The organism is Listeria sp. ILCC797, assembly GCF_900186185.1.
Taxonomy (GTDB): Bacteria; Bacillota; Bacilli; order Lactobacillales; family Listeriaceae; genus Listeria; species Listeria goaensis.
This window is the reverse complement of sequence record NZ_FYBS01000001.1, coordinates 343,509-367,580: the sequence shown is the minus strand read 5'-3', so window position 1 is coordinate 367,580 and position 24,072 is coordinate 343,509. Positions and strand designations below refer to the sequence as shown.

Below are 24,072 nucleotides of genomic sequence, written 5' to 3'. Positions count from 1 at the left end.
ATGAGCTTTCAAACTTTAGAAATAAAGGAGAATAAAGAAATGATTTATGCTGAAATTCTTGCTGGGGGTAAAGGTACCCGGATGGGCAATGTGAGTATGCCAAAACAATATTTACCGCTTAACGGTAAACCCGTTATTGTGCATACCGTTGAAAAATTTATTTTAAATGCACGTTTTGATAAGATTTTTGTGGCTTCACCAAAAGAGTGGATGAACCACACAGAAGATGTCCTAAAAAAACATATTCAAGATGACCGAGTTGTTGTCATTGAAGGTGGTACCGACCGCAATGAAACGATTATGAACGGAATTCGTTATGTAGAGAAGAATTTCGGTTTAAATGAAGATGATGTTTTAATCACACATGATGCTGTTCGTCCATTTTTAACGCACCGAATTATTGAAGAAAATATTGATGCGGCTTTGAAATACGGCACAGTAGATACAGTAATTACGGCGACGGATACAATTGTTGAATCGACCAACCATGAATTTATTACAGATATTCCGGTTCGTGATGTGATGTATCAAGGTCAAACGCCGCAAAGTTTTAACATGAAAATGATTTATGGGCACTACAACGCGCTTTCTGCCGAGCAAAAAGAAATTTTAACGGATGCTTGTAAAATTTGTCTGTTAGCTGGTGAAAAAGTGAGTTTAGTAAAAGGTGAAATTTTTAATATTAAAATTACGACACCGTACGATTTGCAAGTAGCGAATGCCATTATACAGGAGCGGATAAATAATGATTAATCAAGTATACAGGCTCGTGTCTGAACGACAATTCGAAGTCGCGAACATTGATGAAACATTGACGGAAGATGTCGTTGTTGTTCGCCCAACTTATCTTTCGATTTGTGCGGCCGATCAGCGCTATTATACTGGTTCACGCGGAAAAGAAATTTTAGCGAAAAAACTTCCAATGGCACTGATTCATGAAGGTGTCGGAGAAGTCGTTTATGATGCTAAAAAAGAATTTCCTATTGGGACAAAAGTAGTCATGATTCCTAATACACCCGTTGAAACTGACCCCGTCATTGCAGAAAACTACTTGCGTTCAACGAAATTCCGTTCAAGCGGTTTTGATGGACTCATGCAGGACAATGTTTTCATGCGTCGGGACCGTCTTGTGGTGTTACCAGAAGATATGGACATGTCAGTTGCCGCTTTTTCAGAGCTCATTTCAGTAGCTGTTCATGCGCTACTTCGCTTTGATTCACGCGCCGACCAAAATCGCTCGTCTTTCGGCGTTTGGGGCGATGGCAACTTAGGCTTCATCATGACGCTTCTTTTAAAAGATAAGTACCCAGATGCGAAGGTCTATATTTTTGGAAAAACACCGTACAAACTGGATTTCTTCTCGTTTGTAGACGGTGCCTATAATATTGACGAGATTCCGGAAGGGCTTGTTATTGACCAAGCATTTGAATGTGCGGGAGGCAGAGGCAGCCAGTACGCGGTCAGCCAAATTATTGACCTCATCAAACCAGAAGGTACGATATCGCTACTCGGTGTTTCAGAATATCCGATTGAGTTTAATACACGCATGGTGCTTGAAAAAGGGCTTACCGTTTACGGTAGTAGCCGCAGTGGTCGTGTTGACTTTGAAGAAACCGTTCGTTTTTTAAATGAAAATAAACGCGCTGTGGAATACTTAGCCAATTTAGTCGGTGAAATCCATGATGTTCGCAGTATTCAAGATGTCATTGAAGCGTTCGAATCCGATTTACGAAGCCCGTGGGGGAAAACGGTCATGTCGTGGAACATATAAGAAAAAGGCGTCGCTGTGCGGCGCTTTTATAAAAGGGACAAAGAATAAGGAGTGTGATGAAAATGAAGCGTATTTTAGCTTCTGTATACATGTGTTTCGTCAAGGTAATCGCCTTCCTTTGTCGCATGTTTAAACGGCAAAACAAAGTGGTTATGCTGATTACGTTTAGCGATAGCCCAGAACAAATCTCCAAAAAAATGGTGGAACTAAAAGTGACACCTGAAACAATTGTTTTTTATGACCCACGTTTAGACACAACAAAAATCGCTCAAAATTTTATGCGAATGATTCCTATGAAAACAAAAACATTGGTGTCGCGCGTTTATCATATGAGCACGGCAAAAGTTGTCCTTGTTGATAATTATTTCCCCGAGCTTGCTGTGATGAAATGGGCAGAAGGAACAATCTGCGTACAAATTTGGCATGCGAGTGGCGCACTCAAAAAGTTTGCATGGGAAGATAAAAGTGTTGCGGGACGGACAGCTGCCGAACAGACGCGATTTAAACGCGTCTACGCGGCGTTCACTCATGTGGTCGTGGGATCTGATGTGATGGCTGACATTTTCAAACGCTCTTTCTTGTTAGACGACAGTAAGCTGCTCAAAATCGGAGTGCCAAGTACAGACTACTTTTTTCAAAAAGAAGAGGTCATGAGGGTGCATAAGCGCTACCGCGCGAAGTATCATAAAAAGACAATTTTATATGCTCCGACGTACCGGGACAATGAGCTTGGTGCGGCCAAATTGCTCATCGATGTGGAAATGATGCGCGAAAAATTGGCGAGCGAATACGTCTTGCTGTTAAAACTGCATCCCGCAATTGCGAGTCAACTTGACGTACCAGAAGATGATTTTGTACGCATTGTGCCGAAAGAAGAATCAATGAAGGAAGTCTTGGCTGGAAGCGACATTCTCGTGACAGATTATTCATCCACCCCCGTTGATTTTGCGCTACTTGACCGCCCAGTGTACTTCTACACGCCAGATTTAGAAACGTATGATAGCGAACGCGGTCTTGTCACAGGCTACTTGGATCTAATTCCGGGGACGCCGTATCAGACGACAGAGGCGCTTTCAGACGCTATTTTAGCGGAGGCTGCGCATGCCGAACAAATTGAGGCGTTTAAAAAAAGCTGGAACAAGTACTCGACAGGAAATGCAAGCGAAAAACTTGTTTCTTTTATTAAAAAAAATCTTTAAAAAAAGAGGGACGTACGATGAAAAAAGTGATAACTTACGGCACGTTTGATTTGCTCCACTGGGGTCACATTGAACTTTTAAAGCGGGCAAAAGCCCTTGGCGATTACTTAATTGTCGCCGTCTCAACGGACGAATTTAACGCGCTAAAACATAAAGAAGCCTATCACAGTTACCCGCACAGAAAATTGATTTTAGAAGCTATCCGTTACGTAGACGAAGTTATCCCAGAAAAAACATGGGAACAAAAAATTGACGATGTCAAAACGCATGACGTTGATATTTTCGTGATGGGGGACGATTGGAGCGGCGAATTTGACTTCCTAAAAGATTACTGTGAAGTCATTTATTTACCAAGAACGACCGGCATTTCAACGACACAAATTAAAGATGATTTAAGCTAAAATCCTACGCCCATTTTTGCGTAGGATTTTTTGCGTTCAAAAATTCACGGAAGTAGTAACACACCCCGTTTTGTGCTATGATGGGGTTATTAAATTCGTTTCCAAATGAGGATAGGAGAGAACGATGACGAACTTATATCAAGACGACAGTTTAACACTACATACTGATTTGTATCAACTTAATATGATGAAAGCGTATTTTGATGACGGCTTGCATGAGCGTAAAAGCGTATTCGAAGTTTTCTTTCGCGATATGCCATTCGATTCAGGCTTTGTCGTTTTTGCTGGCTTAGAGCGCATTATTGCTTATATGAAAAATTTGCGTTTTACAGAATCCGACATCACCTATTTACACGATGAACTAGGATTTGATGGCCCGTTTTTAGAGTATTTACGAAACTTTAAATTTAAAGGCAACATTCGTTCCGTTCGCGAAGGTGAATTTGTTTTTAAAACAGAACCCATCGTGCAAGTGGAAGCGAGCTTAGCGGAAGCACAGCTCATTGAAACGGCACTTTTAAATATTGTGAACTTCCAAACCTTAATTGCGACCAAAGCGGCGCGAATTCGTGAGGTTGTGGAAGCGGAAAGCTTAGCTGAATTTGGCACGCGGCGAGCGCAAGAAATGGACGCAGCAATTTGGGGAACGCGCGCGGCTTATATTGGCGGCTGTGATTCCACAAGTAACGTGCGCGCTGGAAAAATTTTCGGCATTCCAGTTTCAGGAACAATGGCGCATGCGATGGTTCAGGCGTACCGAGATGAGTATGAAGCATTTAAAAGTTATGCGAAGAGTCATAAAAATGCTATTTTCCTCGTAGACACGTATGATACGCTGAAATCAGGGGTACCGAATGCGATTCGGGTGGCGAAGGAACTAGGCGATAAGGTGAATTTTATGGGGATTCGTTTGGACAGCGGGGACATGGCGTTCTTGTCGAAGAAGGCACGCCAAATGCTAGATGAAGCAGGATTTCCGGATGTGAAAATTTTTGCGTCGAGCGATTTAGATGAACATACGATTTTATCTTTGAAGGCACAAAAAGCGAAAATTGATTCATGGGGTGTTGGCACAAAACTAATTACAGCATATGATCAACCAGCGCTTGGTGCGGTTTACAAAATGGCGGCCATCGCGGACGAAAACGGTGTGCTGCAGGATTCAATTAAGCTGTCGAGCAACACGGAAAAAGTTTCCACCCCGGGTAAAAAGACCGTGTATCGTATCATCACGACGGACGAAGGCTTGAAGGCAGAAGGTGACTATGTGGCGCTTTCCGATGAATCTTTGGACGGGGTGGAGGAGCTTACGATGTTCCATCCGGTGCATACTTACATTACGAAAACGGTGGAGCATTTTACGGCGCGCGAGCTACTTGTGCCGATTTTTGAGGACGGCGAGCTTGTCTATGAGATGCCGACTTTAGAGGAAATCAAGCAATATAAAGAGGATAACCTGGCGCTGCTTTGGGATGAATACAAGCGTACGATTCGTCCAGAACAATACCCAGTTGATTTAAGCGTGAAGTGCTGGAAAAATAAGATGCGCAACATCGAGAAAGTGCGCAAAAGCGTGCAGCTTCATTCACCAGTTGATTTAGATATACCATTTTAACAAACACGAGCGGCTTTCTTTTTGTCTAAAAGTAGGTCGCTGTTTTGATAGGAGGATTTTGATGTTGAGAGAACAAATTATACGTGAGATGCACGTTTTACCGGAAATAAACCCACAAGAAGAAATTCGGAAGAGCATTGACTTTTTAAAGGCCTATTTAAAGCGAAATCCGTTTTTAAAATCGCTTGTCCTTGGAATTTCCGCTGGGCAAGACTCCACCTTAGCTGGCAAACTAGCCCAACTTGCGATTACCGAATTGCGCGCCGAAACAAACGATTCGAGCTACCAATTTATCGCCGTAAGCTTACCGTACGGCAAGCAAATCGATGAAGCTGACCGCACGGATGCGCTCGAATTTATTGCGCCTGACAAAACGATTACGATTAACATTAAAGCTGCCGTCGATGTGAGCGTCATCACACTAGAGCAAGCTGGCGTAACACTTTCCGATTTCGCGAAAGGAAATGAAAAGGCGCGCGAGCGCATGAAGGCTCAGTATTCCATTGCAGCGATGTATCAAGGGGTGGTCGTTGGGACGGATCATTCTGCGGAAGCTGTTACTGGTTTTTATACGAAATACGGGGACGGCGGGACGGATATCAATCCGCTTTTTCGCCTCAATAAACGACAAGGTAAGGCTCTCCTTAAGGAACTAGGATGTCCTGAACATCTTTATTTAAAAGCACCGACAGCGGACCTTGAAGACGATAAACCCGCTTTGCCGGACGAAGTGGCACTTGGTGTGACGTACGATGAGATTGATGATTACTTGGAAGGGCGCGCAGTCCCAGAAGATGCTGTACAAAAAATCGAAGCTTGGTACACAAAATCTATGCATAAACGTCATATGGCGATTACAATATTTGATGATTTTTGGAAATAGGAGGGATGCAAAATGAAGATGGGATTTGGACTATTCACGACGTTTGTCGCTCACCCGGGCCAGCAAAAAGCGCTTGCAGAAATTTTACTTGAAAGTGCCGCTGGTCTCGAAAAAGAGGCGTCTTGCCTTTCTTACATCGTTGGCATATCTGAACAAGATGAAAATATTGTTTACGTGAGCGAAATTTGGACGGACGAAGGGCACCACCGCGCTTCGCTTGAAAACCCGGCAACGAAGGCTGCAATCGAACGGGCAATGCCGCTAATTGCAAACGTGGAACGCAACAAGGAACTCGATATTATCGGTGGAAAAGGGCTATAAAATGAAAACGATTATGATTGTTTGCGCGGGCGGCGCGACTTCTGGCTTAATGGCACAATATGTTGTAAAAAGCGCGAAAGAACAAAACTTAGACGCCGCTTTGCTTTTCCCGGAGGACGTAAAATTGAAAGCTGATTTTTTCCAAAAAAATAAAGATCGTGATGTTGTGTTTTTCATGGGTCCGGTGACGGCGATTACGAGTGCGCATTTTCGCGACTTTAAGGAGCAAGTGGACGCCGTTTTGGTTGCCCCGCAAGTGAGTTACATGTATAAAGAAGTGGAGAAAGTTTTGGGAGAAATCGGGATTCCAAGTGCAAAAATTGATTCGCTTGCGTTTGGTCGCATGGAAGGTGCGAAAATTTTAGAGCAGGCGCTTAGGCTCACTGGTGAAATCTAGGGTTGCAACTTTCCTCGCAAGACGTTAAAATGTAAGAAGAATGAAAGGGCAAGCGATTGTCCTTTTCTTATTTTGTGGTTTGAGCCGACTATCTCGGCTTAATTTTATAGATAAGGTGGTTTTGGAAAAAAAGATGAAAGAATTTCTAGAGCAAGAAAAAATTATCGTTTTGGATTTTGGTAGCCAATACAACCAATTAATTACGCGACGTATCCGCGAATTTGGTGTATATAGTGAGCTTCACCCGCATACGATTACGGTAGAGGAAATGAAGGCACTTAACCCAACTGGTATTATTTTCTCAGGCGGGCCGAACAGTGTGTATGATGAAGGTGCATTCCGCTGTGATGAAGGCTTATTTGAAATGGGCATTCCAATTTTAGGTATTTGTTACGGCATGCAGCTAATGACTTTACATTTTGGCGGTAAAGTAGAACCTGCAAAAGACCGTGAATACGGAAAAGCAAATGTACATCTAGAAATTCCAAACCATTTATTTGCTGGCATTCCGACTGACCAAACTGTCTGGATGAGCCACGGCGACCTCGTTGTTGAAGCGCCAGCAACTTTTGACGTTATCGGTACAAGCAAGTCTTGTCCGGTTGCAGCGATTGCTGATGAAAACAAAAAGATGTACGGTGTCCAGTTCCACCCGGAAGTGCGCCACTCAGAATACGGCAACGACCTGCTTAAAAACTTTGCTTTAAACATATGCGGTTGTAAGGGTGATTGGTCGATGGAGAACTTCATTGACGTCGAAATTAAAAAGATTCAAGAGCTTGTTGGGGATAAAAAAGTGCTCCTAGCTCTCTCTGGCGGGGTCGATTCTTCCGTCGTCGGCGTTTTGATCCACAAGGCAATTGGTGATAAGCTTACATGTATTTTTGTTGATCATGGCTTACTTCGTAAAGGTGAAGCCGATCAAGTTATGGCAACCCTTCAAGGCGAGTTCAACATGAATATTATTAAGGTTGACGCCAAAAAACGTTTCATGGACAAACTAAAAGGCGTTTCAGATCCTGAACAAAAACGCAAAATCATCGGCAACGAATTCATTTACGTATTCGATGATGAAGCGAGCAAACTAGACGGCGTAGAATTCCTAGCGCAAGGTACGCTTTATACGGACATCATTGAAAGCGGCACAGCGACGGCGCAAACAATTAAATCGCATCACAATGTTGGCGGACTTCCAGAAGACATGCAATTTAAATTGATTGAGCCATTAAATACGCTATTCAAAGACGAAGTGCGCGCACTCGGAACGGAACTCGGTATGCCAGACGCAATTGTGTGGCGCCAACCCTTCCCAGGTCCAGGCCTCGGTATTCGCGTACTCGGTGAGGTGACGGAAGAAAAACTAGAAATCGTCCGCGAATCCGATTTTATCCTAAGAGAAGAAATTAAAAATGCCGGTCTTGAACGCGAAATCTGGCAATACTTCACAGCCCTACCAAACATCCGAAGCGTGGGTGTCATGGGTGACGGCCGCACATACGACCACACTGTCGTCCTCCGCGCCGTAACAAGCATCGACGGCATGACAGCCGACTGGGCGCGCATCCCGTGGGACGTGCTGGAGAAAATTTCTGTGCGAATCGTGAATGAAGTGAAGCACGTGAATCGTGTTGTGTATGACGTGACGAGTAAACCACCAGCGACGGTGGAGTGGGAATAAATAAAGAAACCGTGAACCCTTTGATAGTAGGGGGCACGGTTGTTTTTTTATTTGCGTAACCATTAGGATTTTATTTTTGAACTAATTTAATTCCTTCTATCAATTCAATGGTTTTCATTTTGTCTATTCTAGTATCTCTATAATCAGTAGATAAAAAATTATCTTGCCAGAATACGCACAATTCATTATCTACGTTTATAATTTCAACTACATTAGGATATTTCTCTCTTTGATTGTTTATGTTAGTAAACGTATTTCTCCCTAAAATTGCATCACTAGCAATAGCTATTAAAATTTCATTTGATATATCTTTTTTTTTCAACTTAATATATATCCTATTCCCTCCAGCAGCTGAAAGTTCTCTTGCTTCTTGAATATAGTTTGCAATATCAGAATCAAGGTGTTCGTACCTTCTAAATTTTGATTTTCGCACTAATAATTTCGCATAGTATTTTACATAAGAATATACTCTATTTTTATATCGGCTAAATATTACTTTCTTTTCAATAAAAGCCATTTCTCTCGCTAAATAGATCACAGGAACATTTAATGCCCAAACCAGAGGTTCTATTCCAAATGACAGCCAAAAATCCAGTGAAAAAACATCATTAATATTTTTCAAAAATTGATTTATCGCAGTAACTAGCATAAACAAGCTAATACTTATCAAAAAGAAGTTAAAAAAATTAGCAACAATTTTTGTGTCTTCTTTTTTATTTGCGACTGCTATTAATGCAGAAAGAATTGCTATAATAAATATCAATACCATTTCCCAGATAACAGGCAAAGTATAGGTTGAATTTATGAAAAGTGGAATAGCCACAATACTAAATAATTCGGTTTTCTTTTCAAGAATTAATTCTCTAAAATTCAGTTTTTTTAAATACTCAACAATTGGAAAGACTGAAAAAAATAAAACAATTAAGTAGTCTTTTATATACCATGGTGAAATCTGCAAATTATCTCTATATACAAAAGAATATATTATAATTAAGTAGATTAAATTTATTACTATTATCACTATAGCAATAGGATTTAATAAAAACTTTATCATGTATTTAATAACGTTCTTTAAAGAATTTAATAAATTATTTTTTCTTCCGAATATGATAATAAGGAAAAGTGAAATTAGAATCCAGTATAAAATTGCTTGCTCTCTTGTACTCATTCAAAAGCTCCCCTTTAGTAATAATTCATATTATCTGCTTTGAAAGATAAAGTAATGAACTTATTTGATACATAAGGATTCACAACTAAATTTTCAAATTGAATTTTTACTCCTTCGATTTTATCAATTCTCGATTGTATGATAATCGGTTTCTCTCCCAACACTGTTACAAGAATGCTTTTATATCGTTTATCTTTCATTATATCACCTTTTTGGAAAAAACAATTGAAGAGATATGACTTAAAAAGATTTTTTGAATTTTATCTGCAACTATTTTGCAAACCAACCCTACAATAACAATCGAAAGTCAAAAAATCTAAAAAACGTTAAATTCTTTCATGTTGCTTTTTTCTAGCCTAACCAACATCTATTGGTAAGCGGATTACGAAATTTGAGACAAAAATTAGAAGAGCATTATTTCAAAAGTCAAACACAAAGGAGCTGCCAAAGATGTTCACCAACCAAAACTACATCAAAAAGTGCCGAATCCACAAAAACAATGCAGACATCTACCCATTCAATATTCCTTCAATTCAAAAGACCGAAGAACTAGTTTTTGATGAAAATATAACATTTTTTGTTGGCGGAAACGGCATGGGAAAATCGACTTTATTTAGAAGCGATGGCGGTTAACTACGGATTGAATCCAGAAAGCTGTACAAAAATTTTTACATTCTATACGAAAGAAACGCATAGCCAATTAAGTGATGCAATTCGGGTTGTGAAGGGAATAAAACGAGCAGATTATTCTTTCTTTTTAAGAGCAGAAAGCTTTTATAATTTAGCTACAACGATAGATTAATTGGATAAAGAAGGTGGTGGGAATCCGATTATTGATTCTTACGGGACAGGGTATCTCTTCATGAACAATCGCATGGTGAGGCTTTTATGGCAGTCATTTTGAATCGTTTTTCCGAAAATGGCGTGTATTTATTGGATGAACCGGAAGCGGCTTTGTCACCAACTAACTTTGCTTCAGGCGATAAATAATTTAGCGAAGAAAGGGGCGCAATTTATTATCGCCACACATTCGCCTATTATAATGTCTGAGGTGGTCCATAAATGTTAGACTATAATAATAGTGAGACAGGAGTGGAATAATAATGAGAATGAAATATAGTTATGAATTTAAGCTAAAGCTAGTCAAAGAGTATACTGAAGGTATGGTATATTTTGGATTCTTGGCAGAAAAATATGAAATCCATCGTTCCCAAATCCAGAAGTGGGTTGCAGATTATAAAGCGAATGGTGAAGAAGTATTAAAAAGACGAAAGTTTAAGGTGTATGATGGTCAATTCAAAATAAATGTAGTAAAATATATGCATAGAACCGGTTCATCATTGGCAGTTACCGCAAGAAAGTTTAATCTGAATTCTTCAACTATTGTAAGAAGCTGGGAAAAAATATACCTTGGACATGGTGAGCCAGGATTAATGATTGATAAACGATCAGGAAGGCATGATAAAGAGCAGTTAAAACCTGTATCATTAAAACTATCTCATAAGTCCAGAAAAGAACTTGTTGAAGAGGTCAATTTATTACGGACTGAGAATGCATACTTAAAAAAGTTAGATGCCTTAGTTCAACAGAAAAAAATCTTAGTGAAAAAGAAAAAACACAAATAGTTTATGAACTAAGGCATGAATTTTCAATAACTGAGTTGTTAGTTGTAGCAAGACTGGCAAAAAGTACATACTATTATCACGTTAAACATTTAGATAAAATAGGGAAATATCTAGACATACGAAAATATATTCAGGAAATTTATGAGCAACATAAAGGTAGGTACGGGTATCGGAGAATAACTTATGCCTTACATGAATATGGTATAACATTAAATTCCAAAACAGTCTTAAAATTAATGAGAGAACTCGGACTCAAATGTACACTTAGACCCAAAAAATATCGTTCATATTATGGATCTGTTGGAAAGGTTGCAAATAATATTCTTGATAGAAATTTCAAAACTGATAAACCCAATCAAAAATGGGTGACAGATGTTACAATGTTTCAGGTTAATGGAAAGAAGATATTTCTTTCTCCTATTATGGATTTGTACAATAATGAAATAATCGCATATGATATCAGTCAAACATCTAATCTAGAAATGATAGAGAGAATGATGAAACAAGTAGCAAGACGAAGATCATACGCAACAGAAACAATTTTACATTCTGATCAAGGGTATCACTATCAATCTTTTCTATACCAAAGTATTCTATTCCAGCAGAAGATTACTCAAAGTATGTCGAGGAAAGGTAATTGTTTAGATAATGCAGCCATTGAGAGTTTCTTCGGCACAGTAAAATCAGAATTTTACTACAATCAAGAATTTACAAGCATAAAGCACTTTGCCAACGAGCTACATAACTATATTAGCTACTATAATAATGAGCGAATATCTTTGCGACTTGATGGAAAATCGCCTAGACAATACTTGAAGTTCAAAAATAAATAGTATGATTATTTGGAGGAAATAAAATGCTGAAAAATCACTTTGACAAAAGGAAATTTAGAATTTGGAAATATAGTGTATCATTAAATACATTATTGCTCAGAAGTGTCGAAGATTTAAATACTACTATAGATATATTATTTTATGGAGTTAAATCCATGAATATTGAAAGCACTATGACAATAACTGGAATTAACGAAAAAATACATAGTGAATTTTCTGAATTCATAATCAATACACCGAATGGTATCATGACAATTAAGGCAATTTCATGTAAAGTGGTTGAGTCTGAACTAAGTTATGATGATTTAAATGGATATTTCAATCATATGCTCTGAATTAACATTGAATTCAGTCAAGAAGTCCAACTTTCGCGGTGCACTTCAGTCGTGTCCGGATGCTGCCATTTTTTTATTCAATCATGAGGACACAATTCAAAAAGTAGACTACGAGGAAACAGAACATTTTATTGTATCGAAATACTTTTTTAGCAACTATCCATCTTATCGCGACGAGTTTTTGGAAGATAATTAAAAAAGCAACAATCAAATGGTTTTCCACTTGATTGTTGCTTTTTTTAAACAAAAAAAACCAAAAAAGCGACAAGGCCAGTTCGCTCTTTTGGTAACTAGGTGGGGCAGCAAACAGCAAAAAGCTGTTTACTACATTTATATAATACCATGATAACGTGGAGGAAATATGGAGGCGCATTCTAAATTCTCCATATTTTCTCCATAGAGTTTTGCTAACCTATATGTATAAAGGAGGGGTGAGATTGAAAAAAAGTTTAATTTGGAGCATTGTTATTGGTGTTTTACTGCTGATAAGTATTTTATTAATTGGTTTTTGGCTGATGAATAAAAATATGTCCCCAAATGAACATCGCAATATGGACATGGGAGCGGAGGATAAAGTTGTTACCTTAAAAGAAGAACCAGATGAAGCGCCTCGGCCACTGAAAATACCGGATATACTTGAGCCATCGACGGTTAATGATGAAAGGGTCGTTTATGATATTGAAGCAAAAACTGGCGAATCAGTCATAAAAACAGGTGAAAAAACGAAGACACTTGGTTATAATGGAAATTATTTAGGTCCAGTTATTCGGCTGGAGAAAGGTCAAAAAGTAACCTTTCGAACGAAAAATAGTTTGAACGAGGAAACAAGTTTCCACTGGCACGGGCTTGTTGTACCTGCTGTTTCAGACGGTGGGCCGCACCAAACCATTCCTGAATATAGTAAAAAAGAGGTCAACTTCACTGTGAAGCAAGATGCAGCGACACTCTGGTTTCATCCTCATCCGAAAGGCAACACGGCAAAACAAGTCTATCAGGGCCTTGCCGGCTTAATTTATATTGATGATGAAAATCAAAAGAGTAAAAACCTTCCTTCAGCTTATGGGAAAAATGACTTTCCAGTGATTATACAAGACCGCAATTTTATGGAAGACAACCAATTTGATTATGCGAACGATCGAAACAGCGACGGGACACAAGGCGAAAGCTTAGTCATCAATGGGACTATCCGTCCGTATCTTGATGTGAAGTATGATAAAATTAGACTTAGAATGGTGAACGGTTCAAACGCGCGTGAGTATAACTTGGCCCTTTCAAATGGTGCCAAAATCACGCAAATCGCGACTGATGGTGGACTTCTTTTGAAACCAGTGTCGCTAACAAATTTAAAACTATCGCCTGGTGAGCGAGCAGAAATTATTTTAGATTTTACAAAAATACGGAATAAGAAAGTGGCGTTACAAGACGGTCGGGCAACCGTTTTACGTTTCATTGTGGCGGATTCGCTTATTCGAACCGAGAACCCACAACAAGTGCTTAACCAAATTGATTCCCCTATGGAAACTGAAGATGCGAAGGTGGACAAAATTACGCTTTCTGGAATGGGGCATATGGTCGCAATTGATGGGCAGAAATTTGATATGAATCGCATTGACAAGGAAGTGAAGCAAGGTACGGAAGTCATTTGGGAGGTGACAAATGAAGGTGGCATGATGGGGGATATGAATCACCCATTTCACATTCACGGTACGCAATTTCAAATTGTAAGCCGAAATGGAAGGGCTACCATGGGCAATGAACGGGGATTGAAAGATACGGTTGTGATTGCGCCAAATGAATCGGTCAAGCTAAAAATCCGCTTTAATCAAAAAGGTGTGTTTATGTATCATTGTCATAACCTTGAGCATGAGGAAAACGGTATGATGGCTCAAGTCAAGGTGCTGTAGAAAAAGGAGTTGTGTGAAAATGATTGGAGATTTGTGTGACTATATTTTTGGTGGGGGGACGGTTGGAATGCTTCTGATGCTGCTTTTCTGGGTGGTCATGATGGCAGCGATTAGTTTTCTCATGTATGTCATGATGAGTCGCGAGAAGGAAAAAATTGAATTTGCCTCCTCTAGTGAACAGCCTGAACAAGTTTTACTTAACGAATTCATGCGCGGTCACATCAATGAAGAGGAGTATTTGCATAAAAAGAAATATTTATAAATCATCAGCGCGGGGAGTGTTCACATTGAAAATCTTAATTGTAGATGACGAGCCTAAAATTTTAGATGTTGTAGAGGCATACTTAGTTGCCAAAGATTATCTGGTATTTCGGGCAAATTCAGGTGAAACTGCATTCAAGAAATATACGTTAAGTAGCCCAGATTTAATCATTTTAGATTTAATGTTACCTGATAAATCTGGTTTAGAGATTTGCAAAGAAATTCGAGCAAGCGGGGACGATACACCGATTATTATGCTTACAGCCAAATCAAAAGAGCAAGATATTTTAACAGGTTTACAATTGGGCGCAGATGATTACATCGTCAAACCATTTAGCCCAAAAGAGCTTGTTATGCGAGTTGAAACGGTTCTTAGGCGAAGCGGAAGTTTAATGAGCAAAAAGAATAATAAGTTAGCCTTTGATCAAGGAACATTAATTATTTATCCGGGCTCTCGGCAAGTATTTTTACACGAAGAAGAGATTTTTTTGACTAAAAAGGAGTTTGACTTACTCGTTACATTGGCGATGAATCCGACGCAATATTTTCCGCGAGAGGCGCTTGTTGAGGCATTATATGGTTGTGATTCAATAAATTCCGATAGAGCGATTGATTCCCATATTAAGAATTTGCGACAAAAAATAGAAGTTGATTCGAAAAAACCAAGGTTTATTTTAACAATACACGGGAAAGGCTACCGATTTGGGTGTGCAGAATGAAAAAACGAACGATTAAGACGCAACTTATTTTCGGATTTGCAGCGCTTTCGGTCCTCATTATTGGCTCAATTAGTTTTATTACAGCTTATTTAATGAATACGCATTTTGAACGATACATTATGGAAAAACAAAATGAAATGATTAAGCAAACGGAACACAGCGTTTTGCTCGCTTACAATGAGGATGCGAATACATGGGATACGAAGCGGCTTAGGCAAATTAATGAATCTATTGCTACTAAGGGACAATGGTACATTCTATTTGATGTTTCGGGAAATTCAATTTTCTCACCAACAGAAAGTGAGCAAATTGACAGCCAGAAAGAGATGAAAGCGCTGCAAGAAAAGAACCCAACTAAAACGGAAGAAATGACGAAAATTTTTAATCTTGAAGATTCGAATGGTCGAGAAATTGCAACGTTAGACATTCATTATGTTGGTCCATTAAATTATACCAAACATGACCTTGCTTTTATGCGCGATATGAAAATGAATCTACTCATTGTTTCCATTTCTGCCTTTTTCTTTTTGACTTTTATCGTAACATGGATGTCTAGACGACTGAGTTATCCACTTGTTCGCTTGAATGAGAAGACAAAAGAAATTGCAGAAGGAAATCGGCTTGAAACGATGCTGCCAGAAAGTTCAACAATTGAAATCAATGAGCTTGTATTATCGATTAATGAACTGTCACGTCGCTTAGGCAAACAAAACGAATTAAGGAATCGTTTGACAACAGATATAGCGCACGAGCTTCGAACCCCTTTAACGACTGTAAAAGCGCACATTGAAGCGATGATTGACGGGATTTGGCCGGTGACTCCAGAGCGTCTGAAAAGCTGTTATGACGAAGTGGACCGATTAACTCGTCTTATTGGGAGCATTGAGCAAATATCAGCGATTGAAAGTCATATCGAAAATCTAGATATTCGACCTTTTGATTTAAAAAGAATGTTGTTTACTTTGCGTGATAATTTTGAAGCTCAGTATGAGGCGAAAGAGGTTGAGTTAGAAATTATTAGTCCTGAAATCGAATTAGTTGCAGATGAAGACAAAATTCGCCAAGTCATCACGAATCTTTTAGCCAATGCTTTAAAATTCACGCCTGCTCTTGGAAAAGTCATTGTCCAAGCGGCAGATACGGGAGATGAGGTTATTATTAAAGTGATGGATACAGGCGAGGGCATCCCAATTGAGGAACAGGAATACATTTTTAATCGATTTTATATGACGAATTTATCACGAAATAACGGCTCTCGTGGCAAAGGTATTGGACTTGCCATCGCCAGATCAATTATTCGAGCACATAAAGGGAATATTCGTGTCGAAAGTGAGCTTGGTAAAGGTAGTATTTTTATTATTCAATTACCTAAATAAGGTTTTTATTGGGCCTATAGATGGTTTAAAGCGTCTATAGGTTTTTTGTGTATTTTCAGGTAGACGTCATGTAGTTCTTTGTGATACAATAAAAAATAATACCGAGAATAATTTATTTGAATTGAGACGGGGGCAAACATGAATCGCTATAAAAAAATAATCATCGTATTTTGTGTGCTAGCATTGTTTCTAGTAGTAGCATCCTTACTGAAAATCGAATTTTCATCCGAAGAAAGATCTTTTTTAACCCAGTTATTACGAAATCTTTTTTAAATAAGTGAAGAGTAGGAGTATGATTTTTTAAAAATCATGCTTTTTTTGTCCCAAAAACAAAATTATTTTGTAGTAGTAATGAAAGGAAATTTGTTTTTCTTTCAGAATCCATGGTTTTGAAAGGAGGAGCGTTGTCTTATTCACCATGGAAAAACACAACTACCGAGAAGGGATGGGGAAAAATGCAAAAAAGAAAAAAGGGGACAAAAATAATTAGCATCATCTTATTAGCGGTTCTTTTAGTAAGTGTTTTGTTTCCGAAAACTGGATCTGCAGCATATTTACAACTGGATGAAACTGGATATTATTATACTGGAACGAGTGTTTCAAATGGACATTACGCTAATAATGATGATATTTGGAATATGAAAATGGACGGGAAGGACGTCTTTTGTATTGACTCGGGCGCTCGTGCAGATTCATCTGATGGGTATTACGCAGAGGAATATTTCCATGCCGAGAAAGATCGTCTATCTAAAATAGCTTATTATGGTTTCACAAATACAAACCAAACGTATACGGATTTTGCGGTCACCCAATTGATGATTTGGGAATCATTTGGGGATAGTTTAGAGTGGACTTCAGTTCCAAATTACTGGGATAGAAAACATCAAATTAATTTGAAAATCCAAAAACATAACACACAACCTTCATGGCACAATCAGGAAATCACTTTAATTGAAGGCCAGGAATTGGTCCTTGATGATACGAATAATGTGACAGACTGGCTGAATCTTGTCAGTAATACAGCGAATATTTCTGTTCAAAAAGAGGGAACTAAGTTACGTCTTAAAGCAGAACGTAGTGCAGCTTCTACTGGGGCGCTAACATTTACGAAAGTTCCAGATAATGTGGTGGGTGCTTCAATTGTGTACCACAGAGCTAACTTTCAAAGCTTAACAGATTTCAAATTGCAAGACCGCGGGGAAGCGAAATTAAATGTGAGAGTTAAAAAACTTGGCGGTGTTCGGATTATGAAAATTGACCAAGAAACGAAAGCGCCACTTCCAGGCGCGACGATTCAGTTTAATTACGGGGATCAAGAGCGGAAAGTTGTGACGAATGCAAATGGAGTTGCAGAACTTCAAGGAATTCCTGAAGGGACGATTGTTACGGCTTCAGAATCTTTAGCGCCGAATGGTTATCATAATTTGAGAGCGCGTCATGAAATCACGGTTAAGCCGCTTGAGACAGTTGAAATCATTTTGGATAATGCCAAGCAAAAAGGTACTGTTTCCTTAGCTAAAACAGGTGAAGAATTTGGTACCGCGATGCCAAATCAATACTACAGCTTGCAAGGTGCAGTTTACGGGGTCTATACGAGTGAAAACGTTCGGGTTGCTGAACTTCAAACCAGTGAAACGGGTGTCGCTACATCACAAGCACTTCCACTTGGGAATTATTATCTTCAGGAGGAAGTTGCACCAGCTGGTTATTTATTAAATACTGCAAAAATTCCTTTTAAACTTGAATATGCAGGACAAGACGTAGCAATCACAAATGTGAATGCTGCTGCTTTTGATAAAGAACAAAGAGGCGAAGCTATTTTAATTAAGGAAGACTCGGAAACGGGAGCTAAGCCCCAAGGAATGGCGCAACTAGACGGTGCGGTTTATGAACTTTACCGGACAAGTGATGATGAATTAATCGATACGATTACAATTGAAGATGGTCGGGCAAGTGTAAGCAATTTGCTGCTTGATGATTATTATTGGCTTGAAAAAGAGGCGCCGCTTGGGTATCAGTTGGACGTGGAAAAGCATCATTTTAAGCTGGAGTATGATGTTCTTTCTGAATTTGCTACAACAACGGTTACAGTAAAAGAAAACGTTATTAAAGAGCAAATTAAAGTGATTAAAATAGATGCGGATACGAAGCAACCGATTAAGAGAAATCCTGCAAAATTCAAATTGAAGGATTTAACGACCAAATTATATGTTCCGGTAGATGGCAAAGAAGAGTTTTCAACTGACAAAAATGGTGAGGTTACAACAGCGCCAGTTCCGTTCGGGGAATATGAGCTTATTGAAACGGATGCACCTGATGGTTACTCGCTATGCCGGGCAACAGAGAAAATTACGGTGGACGGCAGCCATAACGGCGAAATTGTTGTGAAAATAACGAACAGTGAAAAAGAGAAAATTACAACACTGACTTCAACAGATGACGCATCAAAAGATTTTCTATCAAACCGTTATAAAATGAAAGAGATGCCACAGCTCGGTGATGAAATGGATAAAATGGCTTTATTTATCGGATTAGTTATATTAATGGCTGGGCTTACATTGTTTTGGAGCAGCAAAAGAAGAAAAAATTCAAAAGAGTAAAGCCGAATTCTTTTGAAAAAAAGCTGTTGCGAAATCATCCTTTTTGATCGCGCAGCAGCTTTTAATACTATAAGAAATAAAATTGTATGCATAAAATGAACAATTTATAATGAGATTAAGGGGGAATCATAGAAAAAGGTGGGATAATGAATGCGAATCGCAATTGTAGATGATTCAAAGATGGATGCTACTAAATTAGAAGAAGAATTGCTATGCTACTTCAGAAAAAATGAGATGAAAAAGGTGGAAATTGATATTTTTGAAGATGATGAAACTTTTTTAACGTATGTGCTAACGAATGAATTTCACTACAAAATCATTTTCTTAAATATTGGAAAAAAACCTTTAGATGGAATAAAAACAGCAAAGAAACTCCGTTTTATCGAGAAAGATGCTCTAATTATTTATGTGACCAACGCCGATTTATATGAAATCGACACATTTTCAGTTCAGCCATTTCGCTACATCATCAAACCAGTTACTGAAAAAGTGGTTACACTTCATTTAGATGCTGCTATAGCAGAAATTATGAGTCAAGTTGACTATGTTTTTTTGAAAAAAGGACATGAACGTCATCAGTTTAAAAATAAAGATATTTTGGTAATTCAATCTTTTGGGAGAAAATTGAATATTTTAACAACGGAATTGGAAGAGTATAATTTTTATGGTCGGCTAAAGAACGTTGAAAGAAATTTAAACCCATATTTGTTTGTGAGAATTAATAATTCCGTTATTATCAATCTTTCCTATGTGAGAAAAATAACGGCAGATGATATATTTTTATATACCAACGATCAATTTCATATAAGTCGGGCAAAGAAAAAATATGTCATTGAAAAATACCAGCAGTTTATTGGTAAAAAAATGGGGATTGTTTATGAATAAGCACATTTAAATTTTTAAGATTTAGCATAAAAAATATTCTGTGCCTTTCGTAATCTGTGGGATTCCAATTTGAAAATGTCAAAATTGGTTGCCGGTTATGACATAATAGTAGCCTATTTATAGCAAGCGCATGTTTCAAGTAATTTCTTTTCTTATGCTGATAGTAAAAAGCAAAGAAAAGGGGATGAACGACTTATGTTAAATCAGAAACATCGTGTGCATAAGCAACACACTTTTGATGCTTATTGTAAAAAAGTTTTAAAAAATGAGGTACGGAATATTTATAAGGAGCTGGAACGGAAGCGTCAAAGGGAAACTTCACTTTCGCTAGTTTCACCAAGTGAGCTGTTTAAACTTGGCTTTATAAAAAAAGATGAACTGTTTATGAGCGATAAACTCATAGTTGTGCAAGAATGTGAAGTTATCATTAAAAATGAAGTCATTAGAAATGGTATTTTAGAACTGCCTGAAACATTCCGACAAGTGGTTATTTACTATTACTTTTTAGGAATGTCTGACTATGAAATAGCGGAGAAACTTGGCATGGTTAGGCGAACAGTTTCTAGATGGCGCAATCAGGCGCTAAGTTTGTTACAGCTTTATTTTGAAGGAAAATGCTTATGAAAAAGCTGCTGCACTACGAAATTATTTGTGAGGCGACTTTAGGTGATGCTTTAGCCATTCAAAAAGTTTTACAGCGCTATATGCCATATATTAATACGCTTGCTACGCGGAATGTTGTCGATGAGTACGGTAATTCCTTTTTTCAAATTGATGAGGAAATACGGAAACGTCTGGAAAACAAATTGACAGAAACAATCCTCTTATTTGAAGTATAGTAAAAAACCGGTTATCCGCGAGGATAACCGGTTTACTTCGTTATTTAAAATCTGTTAAACCTTTTCCGCTTAAAATTTTTGGAATGTATTTTTCAATGCGGGCTATTTTAGTTTTGGATTGTTTTGGCTCTGCAAAATGGCGGATATAACCACGTTGTCTGCCAGGCGTGAGTGCGAAAAATGCTTCATGTAGTTCTGGATTTTCATTGAGTTTTTCTTGGAATTCTGGTGGGATAGGAATATCTTGTTTTTCTTGTTTAGGAACTTGTAACCCTGCTTTTTCCACCTCAATGGCTTGATTAACGTAAGCTTTGATGGAGTCTTCAAGTTTTTCGACTTCTTCTAGGGAAGTGAAGCGAATTTGACGCCCAACAACCGTATTTTCTCCAGTTTTTTTAAGAATGTCATCGGGATCTTGTAATAAAGCACCTTTAAAAAAGAGGAGAGCCATATAGGCTTTAAAACCTTGAATGATAACGATATTTTTATCATCAAATGTGTAGCAAGGTTTGCCCCATTTTAATTCTTCTGTTAAGTCGCACGTTAAAAGAATGGAGCGTAGTTTTTCAGATTCAGCATACCACTGCTTTACATTACTTAAATACTCATCAATTCTCGGGTTCATTTTGCTTTCGGTCACGAAAAGCACCTCGTTTCTTCAATATCATGTTGTTTCTTTAGCCAAAAGTTGGAAAAATAAAACATTACCCGTAAATTATAGCATAAAACGAGGAATTTGTATGTCAGTAATGATTTGGCAAAAACCTTGTCGTAGTAGAAAAGAGAGATTTAAATTCACTAAAATCACCTGCGACAGGAATGCTTGCTATCCATAAAATGGAGAAAATAAGTACGACAACCAGTAGAAATTTGCAAGAAAATAAAAGAATTTTCATGAGCTGCCTCCTCAAATAAAATGATTAATTAACGTTCTTTAAAATTCCGATAATATGGTGTATCTTCGCTAAAAGCTTTAAAATGATAACCTTGTTGTTTCAATTCTTTAATAATAGGCGGAAGTGCGTTCAGCGTGCTTTTTCTTTCATGGAACAAAATGATAAGGGGGTTACCAGAATCTTCTAAGTTTTTCACCTGTGCTAAAACTGATTTTATGACTTGATTTGTATCATCTTTATAGCGCCAATCATTGCTATCGATATTCCAGTCAAGTAGATGAAACCCTTCACCTTTTGCTTTCGCATATTCAGCATCTGTTAAGTAAGTACTCCCGTAAGGGGCTCGAATGAGCTTGGTCGAAATCCCTGAAAGTTCTTGCAGTTGTAGTTGCATTTTCTTCATTTCTTCGAGGAAAGTTGGATTATTCTTGCGGTAAAGTAATTTGGCATCGTGGGTGTAACTATGTAGGCCAACTTTGAAAGGAGAGCTTTTTAAACGCTGGAATGTTTTTTTATCGGCTTGATGTAAATTATTGCCGACAAAAAAGAAAGTCGCTGGCGTTTTTTCGGCTGTCAGAAAATCCATGAATTGATTTAAAAAAGGGGTAGGCCCGTCGTCGAATGTAAGGAAGACTGTTTTACTGTCTATTTTTTCCACAGGAGGAGCTTTTGGTTTTTCTTTTTTGATTTTATCTGGCTTTTCTTGTGTACGCTTGGTTGAAACAGTGGAATGTTCATTTGCTTGACTTGTGAAATAGCTTGGTACTTTCCAAAGTAAAAGCAATAGGATAATACAAAGTGGGACGAAGAGAGTCAGAAACAGTGTTCCGACTCGCTTTTTCTGCGTCCTTTTCTTACGCATTTAAAAAACTCCTTTAGTAAATATAATTTGTATTTGTTAGCTCAGCTTGAATGGCCTCAGTTGGGATGACAAATGATATCGGACCCATGTAGCCAGGGGCAACATCATATTCATCAAAAGTGATAACGAGTTTGCGATTTTGATCAATATAAAAATGATTTTCAAAGTATTCTTTTGTTAGAATAGGTTCCAGTTCATTTTCATCCCAATAAATTTTATCCGAATCATCTGCTGACATTTCCGCCTTCATTTGTGCTTTAATATACTCTTGTAAAATCACGGTATAATCATCATCTTTAAATAAATCGTCTAAGCGCACCAGTTTCTGCTTCTCTTTATCAAGTGTGATATATTCATTTTGAACATAACTACTCGCCATGGTCTTTTCCACTGTGAAGCGAACTACAAGAAGCTGCTTGGTGTTAACAAGTGTGTCATAATAACTTGTAACACTATAGTGCTCACCTTTTTTTGAAACATATTCTTTGTATTCTTGGTATAGCTCTTCGCTCGTTTGGATATAAGCGTTATTGATTTGTTTCGCAAAGGCATCATTTGAAAGTCCCTTTATTTCAGGCGTTTCAATTGAGGCTTCGTTTTTTTCAGTCTTATCCTTAAACTGATTACCTGTTACGACGGCAATAACTTGATTTAAGATGGGCACGTTCCGCATTGCATTTGCAACTGTTGAATTCGTCATCACTACAACGAAAAACATCAAGCAAACTACTACGGCACTACATGCGCTCCAAGCTAGAAAGTGCTTTTTTTTCTTTGGCTGAGTTTGTAGAACATGATTGACACGTTCATTTAATTCACTTGGGATGGGAATGTTTTTATAGGCTCTTCTTAGTTTCTGAAAGTTCTTATTTGTCATCGAATAAATCCTCCTTGCGAATATCCATGCGAAGTAATTGTAGGGCTTTATAAAGCCTTGTTTTAGTTGTACTGCTGGTTTTGCCGATAATTTCGGCTATTTCGTCAATCCGCAAATCTTCAAAGTAACGCAAGACGATGATAGTTTTATATTTGATAGGCAGTCGTTCAAGCGCTTCTTTTAAATCGATATCTTCATAGCAATCCACGTGTTGCTGGCTAATTAATTCTAAAGTTTCTCCGTCGACCAGCTTTAATTTTTTATTTTTACGTAAAAAATCTATCGCCGTTCGAATGACAATTTTATAAAACCAGCTTTTTAGCGCTTCTGGTTTTTGAATAGAGTTTAAATTTAGCAGCGCTTTTTGAATGGCATCTTGGATGATATCCAGTGCATCCGCTTCATTTTTAACATAACTATATGCCAAACGATAAAAGTCAGCTTGGTAGACGGTTATGCATTCAACAAAATGATGGCGTATTTCTTCTTTCATCGAACAGGGGCCCCCTCAATATGCATATACCTAATAGACGATACAGCATAGCAAAAAGTTTGTTTTTTTACAAAAAATTTTTTTCAGTGCTAGCTTAACAGATTTTCACTGTTTTTCATACATGATTATGTTAT

The 24,072-nt window shown here is 38.1% G+C and carries 26 protein-coding genes; 21 read left to right on the top strand and 5 right to left on the bottom strand.

Annotation, left to right across the window (positions count from 1 at the left end; all coding sequences use genetic code 11):
• The first annotated feature begins 39 nt into the window (after positions 1–39).
• The 9 genes from BN1609_RS01780 (at position 40) to guaA (ending at position 8,265) form a co-directional block, all read left to right on the top strand.
• Complete coding sequence (locus BN1609_RS01780) at positions 40–753, top strand: 2-C-methyl-D-erythritol 4-phosphate cytidylyltransferase (RefSeq protein WP_088815158.1); 714 nt, start codon at positions 40–42, stop codon at positions 751–753.
• Complete coding sequence (locus tag BN1609_RS01775) at positions 746–1,771, top strand: ribitol-5-phosphate dehydrogenase (RefSeq protein WP_088808701.1); 1,026 nt, start codon at positions 746–748, stop codon at positions 1,769–1,771. Before BN1609_RS01780 ends, BN1609_RS01775 begins: the two co-directional genes overlap by 8 nt.
• Before the next feature lie 62 nt (positions 1,772–1,833).
• Positions 1,834–2,970, top strand: a complete 1,137-nt coding sequence (locus BN1609_RS01770; protein WP_159458320.1) for a CDP-glycerol glycerophosphotransferase family protein — start codon at positions 1,834–1,836, stop codon at positions 2,968–2,970.
• 17 nt (positions 2,971–2,987) lie between these two features.
• Positions 2,988–3,371, top strand: a complete 384-nt coding sequence (gene tagD, locus BN1609_RS01765; protein WP_088815161.1) for a glycerol-3-phosphate cytidylyltransferase — start codon at positions 2,988–2,990, stop codon at positions 3,369–3,371.
• Positions 3,372–3,495: 124 nt separating this feature from the next.
• A complete protein-coding gene (locus tag BN1609_RS01760) occupies positions 3,496–4,986 on the top strand; it encodes a nicotinate phosphoribosyltransferase (protein ID WP_088808704.1) in 1,491 nt (496 codons plus the stop codon).
• A 58-nt stretch (positions 4,987–5,044) separates the two neighbouring features.
• Positions 5,045–5,869 carry an ammonia-dependent NAD(+) synthetase gene (gene nadE / locus BN1609_RS01755; RefSeq protein WP_088840452.1) on the top strand — a complete coding sequence of 275 codons (825 nt, stop codon included), beginning with the start codon at positions 5,045–5,047 and terminating at the stop codon, positions 5,867–5,869.
• A 12-nt stretch (positions 5,870–5,881) separates the two neighbouring features.
• On the top strand, positions 5,882–6,190 hold the full coding sequence (locus BN1609_RS01750; protein ID WP_088808706.1) for a putative quinol monooxygenase: 309 nt from the start codon (positions 5,882–5,884) through the stop codon (positions 6,188–6,190).
• A 1-nt stretch (position 6,191) separates the two neighbouring features.
• Complete coding sequence (locus BN1609_RS01745; protein ID WP_088809064.1) at positions 6,192–6,587, top strand: PTS sugar transporter subunit IIB; 396 nt, start codon at positions 6,192–6,194, stop codon at positions 6,585–6,587.
• A gap of 121 nt (positions 6,588–6,708) precedes the next feature.
• Complete coding sequence (gene guaA, locus BN1609_RS01740; protein ID WP_088815163.1) at positions 6,709–8,265, top strand: glutamine-hydrolyzing GMP synthase; 1,557 nt, start codon at positions 6,709–6,711, stop codon at positions 8,263–8,265.
• Positions 8,266–8,335: 70 nt separating this feature from the next.
• Here the strand turns inward: guaA and BN1609_RS01735 are convergent, their stop codons facing one another.
• Entirely contained in the window at positions 8,336–9,433 is a 1,098-nt protein-coding gene (locus BN1609_RS01735) for a hypothetical protein (RefSeq protein WP_088815164.1), read from the bottom strand.
• Positions 9,434–9,883: 450 nt separating this feature from the next.
• Here BN1609_RS01735 and BN1609_RS01725 point away from each other — a divergent pair, with 450 nt between their 5' ends.
• The 12 genes from BN1609_RS01725 to BN1609_RS01665 all read left to right on the top strand — a co-directional run bounded on the left by BN1609_RS01725 (position 9,884) and on the right by BN1609_RS01665 (position 20,810).
• Complete coding sequence (locus BN1609_RS01725; RefSeq protein ID WP_088815165.1) at positions 9,884–10,066, top strand: hypothetical protein; 183 nt, start codon at positions 9,884–9,886, stop codon at positions 10,064–10,066.
• Between the two features lie 470 nt (positions 10,067–10,536).
• Positions 10,537–11,058, top strand: coding sequence for a helix-turn-helix domain-containing protein (locus BN1609_RS01720; RefSeq protein WP_088840451.1), 522 nt, complete (start codon positions 10,537–10,539; stop codon positions 11,056–11,058).
• A complete protein-coding gene (locus BN1609_RS01715) occupies positions 10,989–11,891 on the top strand; it encodes an IS3 family transposase (protein ID WP_117590146.1) in 903 nt (300 codons plus the stop codon). The genes BN1609_RS01720 and BN1609_RS01715 overlap by 70 nt, the downstream gene beginning before the upstream one ends.
• A 23-nt stretch (positions 11,892–11,914) precedes the next feature.
• Positions 11,915–12,226, top strand: a complete 312-nt coding sequence (locus BN1609_RS01710) for a hypothetical protein (protein ID WP_088840450.1) — start codon at positions 11,915–11,917, stop codon at positions 12,224–12,226.
• 437 nt (positions 12,227–12,663) lie between these two features.
• On the top strand, positions 12,664–14,130 hold the full coding sequence (locus BN1609_RS01700) for a multicopper oxidase family protein (protein ID WP_088840448.1): 1,467 nt from the start codon (positions 12,664–12,666) through the stop codon (positions 14,128–14,130).
• A gap of 19 nt (positions 14,131–14,149) precedes the next feature.
• Complete coding sequence (locus BN1609_RS01695; RefSeq protein WP_088808719.1) at positions 14,150–14,392, top strand: hypothetical protein; 243 nt, start codon at positions 14,150–14,152, stop codon at positions 14,390–14,392.
• A gap of 25 nt (positions 14,393–14,417) precedes the next feature.
• Complete coding sequence (locus BN1609_RS01690) at positions 14,418–15,110, top strand: response regulator transcription factor (RefSeq protein WP_088808720.1); 693 nt, start codon at positions 14,418–14,420, stop codon at positions 15,108–15,110.
• A complete protein-coding gene (locus BN1609_RS01685; RefSeq protein WP_088815172.1) occupies positions 15,107–16,486 on the top strand; it encodes a cell wall metabolism sensor histidine kinase WalK in 1,380 nt (459 codons plus the stop codon). The genes BN1609_RS01690 and BN1609_RS01685 overlap by 4 nt, the downstream gene beginning before the upstream one ends.
• A gap of 455 nt (positions 16,487–16,941) precedes the next feature.
• Positions 16,942–19,086: a thioester domain-containing protein gene (locus BN1609_RS01680; RefSeq protein ID WP_159457874.1), complete on the top strand. Its 2,145-nt coding sequence runs from the start codon at positions 16,942–16,944 to the stop codon at positions 19,084–19,086.
• A 150-nt stretch (positions 19,087–19,236) separates the two neighbouring features.
• Positions 19,237–19,971, top strand: coding sequence for a LytTR family DNA-binding domain-containing protein (locus tag BN1609_RS01675; protein ID WP_088808722.1), 735 nt, complete (start codon positions 19,237–19,239; stop codon positions 19,969–19,971).
• 195 nt (positions 19,972–20,166) lie between these two features.
• Positions 20,167–20,595 (top strand): RNA polymerase sigma factor, encoded by a 429-nt coding sequence (locus tag BN1609_RS01670; protein ID WP_088840447.1) that lies wholly within the window; start codon positions 20,167–20,169, stop codon positions 20,593–20,595.
• On the top strand, positions 20,592–20,810 hold the full coding sequence (locus tag BN1609_RS01665; protein WP_240310279.1) for a helix-turn-helix domain-containing protein: 219 nt from the start codon (positions 20,592–20,594) through the stop codon (positions 20,808–20,810). Before BN1609_RS01670 ends, BN1609_RS01665 begins: the two co-directional genes overlap by 4 nt.
• Positions 20,811–20,850: 40 nt before the next feature.
• On the opposite strand, the gene BN1609_RS01660 is transcribed toward BN1609_RS01665, so the two are convergent.
• From BN1609_RS01660 to BN1609_RS01645, 4 genes are all read right to left on the bottom strand, one after another.
• Positions 20,851–21,450, bottom strand: a complete 600-nt coding sequence (locus tag BN1609_RS01660; protein ID WP_088808725.1) for a YdeI family protein — start codon at positions 21,448–21,450, stop codon at positions 20,851–20,853.
• A gap of 284 nt (positions 21,451–21,734) precedes the next feature.
• Positions 21,735–22,568 carry a polysaccharide deacetylase family protein gene (locus BN1609_RS01655; RefSeq protein ID WP_088825269.1) on the bottom strand — a complete coding sequence of 278 codons (834 nt, stop codon included), beginning with the start codon at positions 22,566–22,568 and terminating at the stop codon, positions 21,735–21,737.
• A 13-nt stretch (positions 22,569–22,581) separates the two neighbouring features.
• Entirely contained in the window at positions 22,582–23,445 is an 864-nt protein-coding gene (locus tag BN1609_RS01650) for a DUF3298 and DUF4163 domain-containing protein (RefSeq protein ID WP_088840446.1), read from the bottom strand.
• A complete protein-coding gene (locus tag BN1609_RS01645) occupies positions 23,435–23,938 on the bottom strand; it encodes an RNA polymerase sigma factor (RefSeq protein ID WP_088808728.1) in 504 nt (167 codons plus the stop codon). The genes BN1609_RS01650 and BN1609_RS01645 overlap by 11 nt, the downstream gene beginning before the upstream one ends.
• Positions 23,939–24,072 lie beyond the last annotated feature (134 nt).

Bases quoted from the DNA above. Each gene is read 5' to 3' on its own strand.
- BN1609_RS01665 (WP_240310279.1), top strand. From the start codon at position 20,592: ATGAAAAAGCTGCTGCACTACGAAATTATTTGTGAGGCGACTTTAGGT.
- BN1609_RS01760 (WP_088808704.1), top strand. From the start codon at position 3,496: ATGACGAACTTATATCAAGACGACAGTTTAACACTACATACTGATTTG.
- BN1609_RS01735 (WP_088815164.1), bottom strand. From the start codon at position 9,433: ATGAGTACAAGAGAGCAAGCAATTTTATACTGGATTCTAATTTCACTT.
- BN1609_RS01680 (WP_159457874.1), top strand. From the start codon at position 16,942: ATGCAAAAAAGAAAAAAGGGGACAAAAATAATTAGCATCATCTTATTA.
- BN1609_RS01725 (WP_088815165.1), top strand. From the start codon at position 9,884: ATGTTCACCAACCAAAACTACATCAAAAAGTGCCGAATCCACAAAAAC.
- BN1609_RS01685 (WP_088815172.1), top strand. From the start codon at position 15,107: ATGAAAAAACGAACGATTAAGACGCAACTTATTTTCGGATTTGCAGCG.
- BN1609_RS01770 (WP_159458320.1), top strand. From the start codon at position 1,834: ATGAAGCGTATTTTAGCTTCTGTATACATGTGTTTCGTCAAGGTAATC.
- BN1609_RS01750 (WP_088808706.1), top strand. From the start codon at position 5,882: ATGAAGATGGGATTTGGACTATTCACGACGTTTGTCGCTCACCCGGGC.
- BN1609_RS01655 (WP_088825269.1), bottom strand. From the start codon at position 22,568: ATGCGTAAGAAAAGGACGCAGAAAAAGCGAGTCGGAACACTGTTTCTG.
- BN1609_RS01650 (WP_088840446.1), bottom strand. From the start codon at position 23,445: ATGACAAATAAGAACTTTCAGAAACTAAGAAGAGCCTATAAAAACATT.
- BN1609_RS01710 (WP_088840450.1), top strand. From the start codon at position 11,915: ATGCTGAAAAATCACTTTGACAAAAGGAAATTTAGAATTTGGAAATAT.
- BN1609_RS01675 (WP_088808722.1), top strand. From the start codon at position 19,237: ATGCGAATCGCAATTGTAGATGATTCAAAGATGGATGCTACTAAATTA.
- tagD (WP_088815161.1), top strand. From the start codon at position 2,988: ATGAAAAAAGTGATAACTTACGGCACGTTTGATTTGCTCCACTGGGGT.
- BN1609_RS01720 (WP_088840451.1), top strand. From the start codon at position 10,537: ATGAGAATGAAATATAGTTATGAATTTAAGCTAAAGCTAGTCAAAGAG.
- BN1609_RS01775 (WP_088808701.1), top strand. From the start codon at position 746: ATGATTAATCAAGTATACAGGCTCGTGTCTGAACGACAATTCGAAGTC.
- BN1609_RS01670 (WP_088840447.1), top strand. From the start codon at position 20,167: ATGTTAAATCAGAAACATCGTGTGCATAAGCAACACACTTTTGATGCT.
- BN1609_RS01745 (WP_088809064.1), top strand. From the start codon at position 6,192: ATGAAAACGATTATGATTGTTTGCGCGGGCGGCGCGACTTCTGGCTTA.
- BN1609_RS01695 (WP_088808719.1), top strand. From the start codon at position 14,150: ATGATTGGAGATTTGTGTGACTATATTTTTGGTGGGGGGACGGTTGGA.
- BN1609_RS01645 (WP_088808728.1), bottom strand. From the start codon at position 23,938: ATGAAAGAAGAAATACGCCATCATTTTGTTGAATGCATAACCGTCTAC.
- BN1609_RS01780 (WP_088815158.1), top strand. From the start codon at position 40: ATGATTTATGCTGAAATTCTTGCTGGGGGTAAAGGTACCCGGATGGGC.